Here is a 12253-nt window from a genome sequence, read left to right as displayed (position 1 = left end):
ATGATTCATAACAGGCTAAAGGAATTGATTGGGGCATATAGTGATGAATTAACGGAACTGCGCAGAAAATTGCACCGTGAACCGGAATTATCATGGGAGGAATTTAAAACAACTCAATTTATCTGTGAGTATCTGGATGGCTTGGGCATCTCTTACAGAAGGACAGAACCAACGGGTGTCATTGCTGAAATTGCAGGCGGGAATCCTGGAAGGACGGTAGCTTTAAGGGGAGATATGGATGCGCTGCAGGTGGAGGAATTGAATAAGGATCTTCCTTATGCATCCCAGGAAGATGGCAAAATGCACGCATGCGGACATGATGCCCATACCGCGATGCTGCTGGTTGCTGCCAAGGCATTAAATGAGATAAAAGAAGAATTGCCGGGGACTGTCCGCCTGCTTTTTCAGCCAGCCGAAGAGGTAGCGGAAGGGGCAAAGATGATGGTGGAACAGGGAGCGATGGAAGGCGTGGACAATGTCTTTGGCATCCACATCTGGTCGCAAATGCCAACACACAAGGTATCCTGTACACCCGGACCGTCATTTGCATCAGCTGATATCTTCAAGGTGACATTCAAAGGGAAAGGCGGACATGGGGCCATGCCGCATGATTGCATTGATGCAGCTGTTGTCGCCTCTTCCTTTGTCATGAATGTGCAGAGTGTGGTCTCAAGAACCGTTGATGCCCAGCAGCCGGCCGTACTCACCATTGGGAAAATGAATGTGGGCACAAGATTCAACATCATTGCTGAAAATGCAGTCATCGAGGGAACAGTCCGCTGCTTCGATCCTGAAACAAGGGATCATATTGAAAAACAGCTGCAGCATTATGCTGAAAATACGGCAGCTATCTACGGTGCTAAAGCAGAGGTGGAATACACTCGGGGTTCACAGGCAGTAATTAATGATGAATACAGTGCGCAGCTCGTCCAAAGGGTTGCATCTGAAGCTTTCGGGGGAAGTGTTCTATTTAATGAAAAGCCCACAATGGGGGCTGAAGATTTCAGTTTCTTTCTGGAGAAAGCAGCTGGCAGCTTCGCCCTCGTTGGCAGCGGGAATCCAAAGAAAGACACAGAGTGGGCTCACCACCACGGCAAATTCAATATTGATGAAGACGCCTTATCAACTGGTGCAGAGCTTTATGCACAATATGCCTGGGCATACTTGAACGAAAAGCGATAACGCTGTTCAATCCGTTCCTCTTATGGGAGGAGCGGATTTTTTTAACTTTTAAAGAAATGAAAAAAGGAAGCAGTTGATTCACTCTGCTCCCTGCACACTATTGATTTATATAATTCCTGTGACTAAGGAGAAAAGGTGGTTGTCTTTGGATCTCTAGAAGCTGTGCAGATAGTTTGGCGGAATGTAGTTGAGGGGCAGTGGACGTAAAATTACTTTAATGTCAGTGGGCATTTCTAAATCCCGCTGTGCTTGTTTTAAATAATGATACATGGCTTTCCCGCCTGCTGAATTGGCAGAGTGGACAGTTATTCGATCCGCAAATAGCTGTTTTTGAACCATGATATGAACAAGCATAAGACCATTTCTCGATTTGCTTACTAAGTCATGATCTAAAGACAAGTGGTCAATTTCATAGGTCTGAAGCAAAAGGATACATTCATCAATGGTCTCAACTAATACATGACCATCCGGCGCTCTCCGATAATCATCCAGAAATACGCTTATTTTCTCCATTTTTAATCCCCTTTCAAAGGGGTGACTAAGAAAAGTCGAGTTGACCCTAAAGTTTTGATGCTTATTTCATTGTATCATACATATGTAAGCAAAGATACCGAAGAGGGATCCATTGGAAGACAATCAAACATTCCTGCATCATTAAAAAGATAGTGAAAGGAGGTTGGGGCCTTTCATGTGAACTCAAGCACATTTTCAGTTATAAGCTTATTGATCTTAGATCCTTTCGTGTTCATGTCTGTACTATTGCCGGGAATAAAAGAGATAGATTACTTGTAAATAAAGAGAAAAGCCCAAAAGGATTATATTCCTTCTGAGCTTGAAAACTTATCTGCCGCCGTTTAGTTCATTTACAAACCGTTCAATTACTTCCTCAATGCTCATCACACCGATATTTCCTTCTTTACGTTTTCTCAGTGCCAAAGATTGCTGCTCCATTTCTTTATCACCAATCACCAGCATGTAGGGAATTTTCTGTTTTTCGGCTTCCCTGATCTTGAGTCCCATTTTCTCTGTTCTGAAGTCGACTTCTGCACGGATACCTGCTGATTCCAATTGTGATTTTACAAAGTCTGCATATTCTGCATGGGCATCTGAGATGGGAATGATCTTTGCTTGTACGGGTGACAGCCACAGTGGGAAATCGCCAGCAAAATGTTCAATTAGAATGGCCATGAAACGTTCAACTGAACCAAAGATTGCCCTATGAATCATAATGGGAAGATGGAGTTTGTTATCTTCACCAACATAAGAACAATTAAACTTTTGCGGCATTTGAAAATCCAGCTGGACAGTACCGCATTGCCAGCTTCTGCCGAGTGAATCTAATATATGAAAGTCAATTTTCGGCCCGTAAAATGCACCATCACCAGGATTAATCTGATAGTTAACTTCTTTGTTTTTCAAAACAGATTCCAAAGCCCCTTCAGCACGTTCCCACATTTCCTGAGATCCCATGTATTCCTCTGGGCGTGTTGAGAGTTCAACTTTATAGTCAAAACCAAAATGGGAGTAGAATTCATCAATTAGGACAAGTATTTTATCAATCTCCGCTTCAATCTGATCAGCCCTCACAAATAAATGGGCGTCATCTTGAGTGAACGACCGAACTCTTAACAGTCCATTTAAAGAACCTGAGAGTTCGTGTCTGTGGACTAATCCCAGTTCCGCATAGCGGATAGGCAACTCCCGGTAGCTTCTCCGTTTGCTGTTGAAAATCAATATCGCACCCGGGCAGTTCATGGGCTTTATCGCATAATTTTGTTCATCCACATTTGAGAAATACATATTTTCATGATAATGATCCCAATGGCCGGATTGTTCCCAAAGTTCCTGTTTCATCATAATCGGTGTCTTAATTTCCTGATAGCCTGCCCGCTGGTGCTTTTTTCTCCAGTAACTTTCAAGTTCATTTCGCATCACCATTCCCTTTGGCAGGAAAAATGGCATTCCTGGGGCTTCCTCCATGGATGTGAAAAGCTCCAGCTCTTGACCTAACTTTCTATGATTTATTTTTTCTGCTTCCATTTTTAATTCCTCCTGATTTTTAGTTATAAAAAAAGACCACACTCATCCCAAATATAGGGACGAGTGTGGTCGTGGTGCCACCCTAATTCCATAAACCAATCGAAAGACTGTTTTATGCTCAAAAAGATAACGGATTCCCGATTATGGATACTCTGATATAGCTCATTTCCCCATAATAGCTCCAAGGCGGTAAATCATTCCCTTTTCTTCAGGGCTTGCAGCCTGTGACCCTGATCTCTGGAAAGAAAATAAAAAATGATTCATGTCCTTTTCAACGCTAACTATATAGTTTTAATTAAAATAAAAAGGCCGCACTCATCCCAGCAAAAGGGACGAGTGCGGCCGTGGTTCCACCCTAATTCCATAAAGCATATCGAAAGACTGCTTTATGCTTAAAAAGATAACGGATTCCCCGATTATGGATACTCTGAATAGCTCATTTCCCCATAATTGCTCCAAGGCGGTAAATCAATTCCGTTTCTTCAGGGCTTGCAGCCGATGGCCCTGATCTCTGAAAAGAAAACAAAGAAAGATTCGTGTCCTTATCAACGCTAACTATATAGTTTTAAATAAAATAAAAAACGCACCCATCCCAGTAAAAGGGACGAGTGCGGTCGTGGTGCCACCCTAATTCCATAAAGCATGCCGAAAGACTGCTTTATGCTCAAAAAGATAACGGATTCCCCGATTATAGATACTCTGATTACATCATTTCACCATAATAGCTCCAAGGCGGTAAATCAATCTCTTTTCTTCAGGGCTTGCAGCCAAATGGCCCTGATCTCTGGAAAGAAAATAAAGAAAGATTCGTATCCTTTTCATAGCTCATATTGGATATTTTTACTGATTTTAATACACTTTTTGGAAAAGGTCAAGAGGGTTAATAAAACTTTTAGATCCTAATGAAACAACCCGGATTCCTTCGATTTCTTCATCAGCACTTTCATTTTTCTGCTTAATGGCTCTTTCAGAAAGGTTCCAATTAATAGTGCAATAAAACCGAATAGCATGAGGATCAGGAGGTCTCTGTACACTCTCTCCCAAACAATGCCTCCAACAGCTTCTCTCATTAAATCAATGGCATAAGAGAAGGGAAGGAAAGGGTGGATGGTTTGGAAAAATTCCGGAAGCAAGGCGGTCGGGTAGGTTCCGCCAGCACCCGCAATCTGCAGCACCAGCAAGACAATCGCCATGGCTTTTCCTACATCGCCAAATACAGATACTAATGTATAAACAATTAATATAAACACTAAGCTGCTTACCAGTCCAAACAGGATAAACCATACCGGTGCTGCCACATCCACTCCGAGAATGAAGATATCCCCTATGGTTACGACCAGTGTCTGTGCAAATCCAATGCTTAGGAATGTGATCAGTTTGCCGAAATAGATTTGTTTTCCCGTTAAGACTTCAGGATGATGGACACCTGTAGCCAATAGAGAAATTAATAGAAGGGCACCTACCCATATCGCAAGTACGGTATAAAAGGGAGTCATGCCTGTTCCGTAATTTTGGATTGGGAATAGGCTGTTTTTATTGAGCTGAACAGGTTCCTCGAAGAAACCCTTCTCTGCTTCGGGATCATTTTGCAGCAGCTCTATGATCTCGTTGATGTCTGTCTCGCCCTGGATATCCCGAATCCGATCGGCTAATTGATTGATCTTTGAACTAACGTATGGATATTCTCCTAGTATATGTTTAAGAGTTTCTTTCCCTTTGCCCAAGTTCCCCTCTGTATTAGCAAGGATTTTTTCGATTTCAGGAATGGCAGATTGTATTTCAGTCAGGATATTCCGGGCGTTACTCAATGTTTCCTTGGCGCTGGCCACTTCCTGTTTGATGGCTGGACGGATGTTTTCATTATATTCTTTAACGAATGCGTCGATCCTGCCTGCAGTTGCAGCTGAATTTTCTTGAAGCCGGGTGATTAAATCATCCGCTTCCTGCTGCTTGTCTGAAAGAAAGGCATTGACCTTCTGCCCGTTTGCCTGGATCGTCTGCACTTCCTGCTTTAATGCAGCCAATTGTTCCAGAGCCTGATTGATTTGTTCCTGATTCTGGCTTGTGCCTTGTTCAATATTAGATTCCTGCAGCTGCTTTAGTGCTGTTTCGATAGTCTCGATATTCTGAAGCAAACCCGCAATCTGCTCATTGATTCTATTGCTAATTTCCTTTCCCTGGTCCAGGTTCAAATCAGAGGTTTGAACCGAAGAGATAAAATCGTTCACCTTTACCGCCATATTCTGCACATTCTCCAGATTCTCCTGAATTTGGGGCTCCATTGCATTCAGGCGATTCTCAGCCTCATTTATAAATTTCATCGTTTCATTAATTGTCTGCAGACCGTTGCCTGTTGCACGTTTGGCATCGGGAACGAGTGCTTGTGCCTTATCAATCATTTTTTGGGCATTTTCTGCATCTGACAGGGAGCTGCTTAATAAGGAATGGATTTCAGGAAGATTTTCCTCCATTTGAAAAACATACTCTTCGAACCGCTTTATATCCGGAAGGTCTTTTTCAATCTCCAGACCCAATTCATTAAACTTCTCAAAAATAGTTCCATTCACGGTCGAGATAAAATTGCTTGTAACCGTATCGACAATCCCGCCTGCACCTTTTTCTGTGATTTTAGGTGCAATGGCATTGATTTTTTCATTCACATAATACTCGATTTTCGCTTTTTCGGGCTGATCTTCAATGACACTTCCCAGCTTCTGAGAGAAATTTTCCGGAATCACAATGACGGCAAAATAGTCGCCGTATTCCAGCTTATCCATCGCGTCTTTCCGGTCACCAAAGTGCCAGTCCATATCATCGTTCTTCTTCAATTCCTTGACGATGTCATTTCCAATATGTATGTCTTTATCACGAACCACTGCTCCGGCATCTTCATTCACTATTCCTACTGGAAGCTGATTCGTTTGACTATAGGGATCCCAGGAAGCCTCGATGTTAAACCAGGCATATAAAGAAGGCAGCAACGTCAAACCTCCGATTAATACTGCCGCAACCCAGTTCGTAAAAATACTTCCAATATCCTTTTTATAAATTTTCCACATGCTGTTCAGTCCAATCTGCTCGTCTTCCTATAGATTTTGTGAATAATCCATTAAATATATTCAGGATCTCAGTGAACAGCAACTCTACCCCTAAAAAAAACGGTGTAAAACCAAAAGGGCATGGGCGATTATTTTTGGAGCTAAAGGAGCAGGCTCATTCGCATAAGGAGAAGAAATCCGAGCGAACGAGTCCGAACAGGGCGCTCTTTCAGACAGGGGAGGAAGAAATCCGAGTGAATAAGTCCGAATTTGGTGCTCCTTCAGACACTGAGGTAGAAACACGAGCGAAACAATAAATGACCTGCTTCTCTGTTTAAGAACTCATTACTTTTATAAAATCTTCAATAAATCCCTGATAATTAAAATCCAGAAAAATATTTATATTCTTTTCAGCAGGCTTGGAGCTGACTCTGAAATCAGCGATGGATGTCCCTCTTCCTTCATCCGCTGTTAATATTTTTACATCTCTTCTAATGGAGCTTCCCATTTCAGGATTGACCATGAGGAACAGTGTTAAAACATCATGTAATGGAGCACCGTTAATCCCGGGAATGAGTTTTTTATATGCTTCTATATAGTACTCCATTGCCTCATCCATAATCTGAATCAGCGGGTTGTCAGTCAGCTTCCGTATCATATTAATATGTTCCATTGTAACGATGGCCTTGTTCGTAACATTAAGCGGGACAATATAGATATTATCCATATTGGTTACTACTACCTGTGAGGCAACGGGATCACCATAAAAATTTGCCTCTGCTGAAGAAGTTACATTTCCAGGAACCAAAAAAGCACCGCCCATAATATAAAACTCCTTAATGACGTCGGATATATTTTCCCCTAATATAAAAAGTGCAGCTAATGAGGTATTTCTCCCCACGTCTACTACAGTAACGTCCGGGTTCATTCTTATAATGTTGTAGAGCTCCGAAAAATTCGTCAGCTCTCCCTGCACATCCACCGGAGGGCGTATAGGACCCAATCCCTCTTCACCATGAATTTCAGGATAGAACCTTGGGATCTCCCCTGATGAAGGACTATTAGCTCCGCCGATAATAGGGATATCTTTCCTGCCGGCTAGTCGGAGCAGATAAGCGATATTGTCTGTTGCTTGTTCTTTTGTGACATTCCCGTAACTCGATACGATAGCTAACACCTTGATGCCGGGATTAAGAAGGGCATACATGATGGCAACAGAATCATCAATGCCAGGGTCTGCAAACAAAATGATTTTTTTCATTTATCTTCCTCCCATACAAAATATTCATTTGTATAACATATCAAAGGAGGAAGGGGGTTATGCCATTAATGCGGAGAACCTTACCGCTGATATTGACAAACATTTCAAAAAATTATATGATAAAAATCCTGCCAATTTTACATTGGCCTAAGGGGACTGTGAAAAGTTCATTCTTCTTTGAAAAGGATGGGTATGATGAATAAAGAGCAATTGATGGAAAGTGCACGCAGTATGAAGGAACGAGCTTATGCACCCTATTCCAAATTCCCGGTTGGAGCTGCTTTATTGCTGAAGGACGGCACTGTCATTAATGGCGTGAACGTGGAAAATGTTTCGTTAGGTGCAACGAATTGTGCCGAAAGAACTGCTATTTTTACTGGAATTGCTAACGGTTACAAAAAAGGTGATTTTCAAGCTATAGCTGTAGCTGGTGATACAGCAGATTTTCTTCCGCCGTGCAGCATCTGCAGACAGGTGTTAGCCGAGTTCTGTTTGCCTGATATGCCAGTCTACTTAACAAATGAGAAGCAAGAGATATTGGAACTGACATTAAAAGATTTATTGCCGTACGCGTTTACGGATTTAGAGATGTAGCATAAAAGGAGGGAAAGCTTTGAGAGATATTCACTCAAAGCTTTCCCTCTTTCTTTTACACGGCGGTAACCACTCTATTTCTTCCCTCTTGTTTGGCCTTGTATAACGCCTGGTCCGTTTTGTTCATTAGCTCTGAAAAGCTGTCCGCTGCAGCGGGATAGCTGCTAATTCCCATGGAAACAGTGACTGGCTTTCCGGAGGGGCTTAATGTGTATTCAGTGATTTTCCTTATCCGTTCTGCAACAGATTCCGTGATGTGAATATCGGTTTCTGGAAGGATGATTAGAAATTCTTCACCGCCTATGCGGAAGCACAGATCACTTGCTCTCGTTTCCCCCTTAACTAATTCAGACAAAAATTTTAATACTTCATCTCCCGCTTGATGACCAAACTGGTCGTTCACTGCTTTAAAATGATCAATATCAAATAAAATGATGGAGTACCTATCAAGCTCACTTATCTTTTTTTCTAAAAAACGGCGGTTGTAGAAACCGGTAAGCGGATCCAGGTTCGACTCACTTTCCGCATTCGTCAGTTTGGTCTGATAAAAATCCACAGCTATTAAAATAGCTCGCTTTAATTCCTTTAACTCAAAATACCAGTTGGGAATTTGCGGCACAGGACGAGATGGTTCGGTCGTCATCTGCTTTGCGTATAGAGCTAAATTTCTGATCGGATTTACAATTTTTTTCAGCATGATCAGGGAGAGGGCGAATACAAACAGCATAAAGAGAATGGCAATCAGACTTACTTGCCTGGCCATTTCAAAGGTTGGCTCCATCACAGATTCTTTAGGTGTCTGGGATACAATGCCCCATTTGCTTGTTGAGGCAGCAGAGGCATACCCGGCAAGCATGGCTATGCCTTTCGTATTCGTGACTTCCAGATTTCCGTTTCTTCCTTCTAAAACGTACTGTACCACTTTGTTTTCTTTCACATTATCGTTTATTCTATTTTTATCCGGATGATAAATAATATTACCTTCAGAATCAACCACATATACATAAGAGTTATTTTCATGCTTTGGATGCTGCCCCAGAACCTGGATGAGGCTATTATCTTCATGCAAATAGATGGTTCCGGCAAGAAATCCCTCGTACGATCCGCTTTCATCAAAAACAGGGACGGAAATAAGCAAAATTAACTTTCCGGTCACACCTACATAAGGCTTTGAAATTATAGGAACTTTCTTTTCCAGAGATTTTTTTGCACCGACACTAGTTAACTTTGTTCCCTTTAAAGCCATATCAGGAGCAGATGCCACGATGCGGCCTGTTTTGTCCGCAAAAAATGTAGAATTGAAATAGGTAGTCGACTGCAGAATGAAATCTAACTCTTTGTGGATTTTTCGGGAATCGTTCGTCATAAGATCTTCATTTCGTGCTTCCATCGTCAGATTCTTAATCATATTGACAAAAAGAGAATCTGTAACAGCTGCGAGTTTTTGAGCATAATATTGGTTTTCTATTAAATAATTTATCTCCAGGTTGTTCCTGCTGACCACTACACTGGAAATGACACTACCTGCATAGGTGCCAAGCATAGCAAAAGCCAGTAAGCCTAAAATAAGCCACTGGATGCGTAATCTTATAGGTTTTTTCATTTCTCTTCACCGATAATAAAGTGCTATTTATAGTTCAAATAACCTACTAAAATATACCATGAGGTTTGTATGACTCACAACAAGAAATAAAAAATTTACGAGTGCTAGAAGGGAATTCCAATCGTGAAAAGAAATGAAAGTAAATGTATGGAAGTTTAAAAGTAATATAAAATGAAAAATTAGTGTAAAAGGATTCTATCTGATTCTTAATCTACTGTGAGGAGGTGCAGTTCATGTTCAAAAAGGATAACAAAGTGAATAAAAAAGGGATTTGGGCGATCGGGGGTTTACTATTTGGCGCAGGTGCAGGTGCTATATTGGGGATTATAGCATACAATCAGCAATGGCTGGGGTGACTAGGGAGTAAAGTGGTTCCTGCTTCTGGATAGTGCGGGAACCACTCTTATTGATTTCTCATAATATTATATGTGAGAAATGGGGGGTTCCATGTCAAAGTATATTAGTATTTTCTTCTTATTCGTGATGGTAAGTGTCTTACTCTTTTTTATCTTTGGTTCAGTATTTATGGGAGGAGGGGATCCGGCGGAAGAAGCGGTATACACATTCGGCATAATCATTGTCCTGCTTCTGTCCTTTGTTATTTCACAGATCTGTTATTTAATTGATTTAATTAATAAGAAACGGTAACTCATTGATTGTCCGCTATTTAAGCGCGGCCGGCTCCCCAAATTCATCAAAAGGATGCTTAAAGTCAAATGCAAAAGAGTCAGGTCCATGCTGGATATAAGAATCATATCTTTTGAAAGCTTCCTTCCAGGAAACATTTGATAGCATATCCGACCACCATATAACATAATTAGGCTGTCTCTCCTGAAGAGGATCAAACCACTTATTCCTCTCCTGCAATGCTTGCCTATGAAGACCTGAATAGGTAAACCGATATAAAGATTGCAGGTCTTTCCATAATGTTAAGGTAAGAACAGGAGTACCATTCCCTTTGATCATTTCTTCAGGGAGCTTTACTCTATTTGGGTTGAATTCTTTGATGAGCTGTCCAGTTTTAGCAGCCTCTCTCATTATATGATTTCCTGCTATAAAGAACTCCCTGGAGGCAGGGTGCTCTTCTGTATGCTTTAGCTGTCCAACTGTCAAAATTGCCGCAAATGCCAAGTTAATTCCCCCATCATTCCTTTTTATCTACCTATATTCTGAAAAAAATGGACTAATACCTGGATGGAGAAGTTAATTTAATGGATATTGCCATTTTAGATTCTAATAGGGGTGCTTATTTAACTTCCCTTAAGCCCTGCCCTTCAAGAATATCCCGGATACCTTCTTCACAAACGCCATATGAGCGCCACGAACAAGTTTCACAAACAGTCTGTATGTCTGAGGGAAGAGCATACTTCTGGATGTTTGACTCTATGTCCTGCCAGTAAAGAATTTGTCCGATATTCAGCCCTAATTTCTCTAAAATAACAGCATCCCTTTCATAAATATCATCGTGTTCACAATGGTATTCACCCGAGTTGGGATACTTTTCACACAGGTGATCCGGCCCTTTAACAAGCTGTATCCGTGTTCTGGGGTTGTCTCTCAAGGTTTGATGCATACGGGTCATATTTTCCACATATTCCTGAGAGTAGCCCATTCCCCGATAGCCCAGAAGGCAAAAGAGATGATGGCCACGCAGCTTATACATAAAATCCCCCCATTGTTCGATTAGATATATTGGTTAACCAAAATGACAAATAGGTTAACATAATTATTTATATTATCATATATTTTTGCCTTATGAACAATGATTGAAAAGTGGAGAAATGGGAATATGTAATAGGATCTAATGTTAACTTTATAAATGAGCACATTGATTGTTGACGCAATTCACTTTGGTTTTTATAATTTTATCAAGTGATAGGGTTCGCTTACTTGAAAGGGATTTTGTTTATGTTACTAAATGCAAACGATACACATAAAAAAATTGTGAAAGCAGCACATAAGCTTTTTATGGATTTAGGGTATCGGGCGGTTTCCACGAGAAGAATTGCTGAAGCCTGCGGCATTACGCAGCCTACCCTTTATCATCACTTTTCCAATAAAAAGGCCATCTATATGGAAGTGCTGAGGACTGAACTGGTTGATATGAAGAATGCTTTAAGCAGAATTATTAAGCGATTTGATGGAGATATTGAAGAATGCTTATTTCAGGTCACTTATTATATTTTAATCAATAAGCCTCCTTCGATGGGCCAGATGTTTCATGATATTCAAAAAGAATTGGATCAGGAGCATCAGGGAACCGTCCGGAAATGGTGGATGGAGTCTTATCAGGAACCGCTTGCCTCGATCTTTGAAAAAGGGATTAAAGACCATAAACTGCGGGATCCAGCGGAAATAGGGTCTGACCCGGTTTCATCCGCGTACCTTCTGTTAAGTCTGATTTCATCAAGAAATACCGATTACAAATTGAAAGAAAGCCTGGCAAAAGAACAAGCCAGATTATATGTCAAAGTGATTCTTTATGGTTTATCGCAGTCTAACGGGCAGTAAGACCCCCACTTCAAGACTCAGATG

Annotated in this window: 12 protein-coding genes and 3 other annotated features; of the genes, 5 read left to right on the top strand and 7 right to left on the bottom strand. The window is 41.2% G+C overall.

The genetic code is table 11. The features are described 5' to 3' along the window. The gene (locus tag BFI01S_RS06300) at positions 1-1182 is read left to right on the top strand and encodes a M20 family metallopeptidase (RefSeq protein ID WP_061791846.1); all 1182 of its coding nucleotides are present in this window, start codon (positions 1-3) and stop codon (positions 1180-1182) included. A 153-nt stretch (positions 1183-1335) separates the two neighbouring features. On the opposite strand, the gene BFI01S_RS06295 is transcribed toward BFI01S_RS06300, so the two are convergent. The 4 genes from BFI01S_RS06295 to BFI01S_RS06280 all read right to left on the bottom strand — a co-directional run bounded on the left by BFI01S_RS06295 (position 1336) and on the right by BFI01S_RS06280 (position 7521). Next, positions 1336-1695, bottom strand: coding sequence for a cyclic-phosphate processing receiver domain-containing protein (locus tag BFI01S_RS06295; protein ID WP_061791845.1), 360 nt, complete (start codon positions 1693-1695; stop codon positions 1336-1338). Positions 1696-2022: 327 nt separating this feature from the next. Next, on the bottom strand, positions 2023-3222 hold the full coding sequence (gene thrS, locus BFI01S_RS06290) for a threonine--tRNA ligase (RefSeq protein WP_061791844.1): 1200 nt from the start codon (positions 3220-3222) through the stop codon (positions 2023-2025). Between the two features lie 52 nt (positions 3223-3274). Continuing rightward, positions 3275-3506, bottom strand: a binding site (T-box leader). Positions 3507-3547: 41 nt separating this feature from the next. After that, positions 3548-3780 (bottom strand) — a binding site (T-box leader). 39 nt (positions 3781-3819) lie between these two features. Then, positions 3820-4053: a binding site (T-box leader), on the bottom strand. Positions 4054-4121: 68 nt separating this feature from the next. Then, complete coding sequence (locus tag BFI01S_RS06285; RefSeq protein ID WP_061791843.1) at positions 4122-6281, bottom strand: YhgE/Pip domain-containing protein; 2160 nt, start codon at positions 6279-6281, stop codon at positions 4122-4124. 313 nt (positions 6282-6594) lie between these two features. Continuing rightward, positions 6595-7521, bottom strand: coding sequence for a nucleoside hydrolase (locus tag BFI01S_RS06280; protein ID WP_061791842.1), 927 nt, complete (start codon positions 7519-7521; stop codon positions 6595-6597). A 195-nt stretch (positions 7522-7716) separates the two neighbouring features. On the opposite strand from BFI01S_RS06280, the gene BFI01S_RS06275 reads away from it, so the two are divergent. Next, a complete protein-coding gene (locus tag BFI01S_RS06275) occupies positions 7717-8115 on the top strand; it encodes a cytidine deaminase (RefSeq protein ID WP_048009659.1) in 399 nt (132 codons plus the stop codon). 55 nt (positions 8116-8170) lie between these two features. Here the strand turns inward: BFI01S_RS06275 and BFI01S_RS06270 are convergent, their stop codons facing one another. Beyond that, positions 8171-9718, bottom strand: coding sequence for a sensor domain-containing diguanylate cyclase (locus BFI01S_RS06270; protein WP_061791841.1), 1548 nt, complete (start codon positions 9716-9718; stop codon positions 8171-8173). A 233-nt stretch (positions 9719-9951) separates the two neighbouring features. Here BFI01S_RS06270 and BFI01S_RS24310 point away from each other — a divergent pair, with 233 nt between their 5' ends. Together BFI01S_RS24310 and BFI01S_RS06265 are read left to right on the top strand one after the other, a co-directional pair. Beyond that, on the top strand, positions 9952-10074 hold the full coding sequence (locus BFI01S_RS24310) for a CrcB family protein (protein ID WP_115596661.1): 123 nt from the start codon (positions 9952-9954) through the stop codon (positions 10072-10074). Positions 10075-10165: 91 nt separating this feature from the next. Continuing rightward, positions 10166-10366, top strand: coding sequence for a hypothetical protein (locus BFI01S_RS06265; protein ID WP_061791840.1), 201 nt, complete (start codon positions 10166-10168; stop codon positions 10364-10366). A 15-nt stretch (positions 10367-10381) separates the two neighbouring features. Here the strand turns inward: BFI01S_RS06265 and BFI01S_RS06260 are convergent, their stop codons facing one another. Both BFI01S_RS06260 and BFI01S_RS06255 read right to left on the bottom strand, forming a co-directional pair. Beyond that, positions 10382-10849 (bottom strand): DUF3291 domain-containing protein, encoded by a 468-nt coding sequence (locus BFI01S_RS06260; protein WP_061791839.1) that lies wholly within the window; start codon positions 10847-10849, stop codon positions 10382-10384. 115 nt (positions 10850-10964) lie between these two features. After that, positions 10965-11381 carry a DUF1284 domain-containing protein gene (locus BFI01S_RS06255; RefSeq protein WP_061791838.1) on the bottom strand — a complete coding sequence of 139 codons (417 nt, stop codon included), beginning with the start codon at positions 11379-11381 and terminating at the stop codon, positions 10965-10967. 245 nt (positions 11382-11626) lie between these two features. Here BFI01S_RS06255 and BFI01S_RS06250 point away from each other — a divergent pair, with 245 nt between their 5' ends. Beyond that, entirely contained in the window at positions 11627-12229 is a 603-nt protein-coding gene (locus tag BFI01S_RS06250) for a TetR/AcrR family transcriptional regulator (protein WP_061791837.1), read from the top strand. Positions 12230-12253: the final 24 nt, after the last annotated feature.

Origin of the sequence: Cytobacillus firmus NBRC 15306 (genome assembly GCF_001591465.1) — a bacterium.
GTDB lineage: Bacteria > Bacillota > Bacilli > Bacillales > Cytobacillaceae > Cytobacillus > Cytobacillus firmus.
Note: the sequence above shows the minus strand (reverse complement) of the source record. Positions and strands in the feature narration are given on the sequence as shown.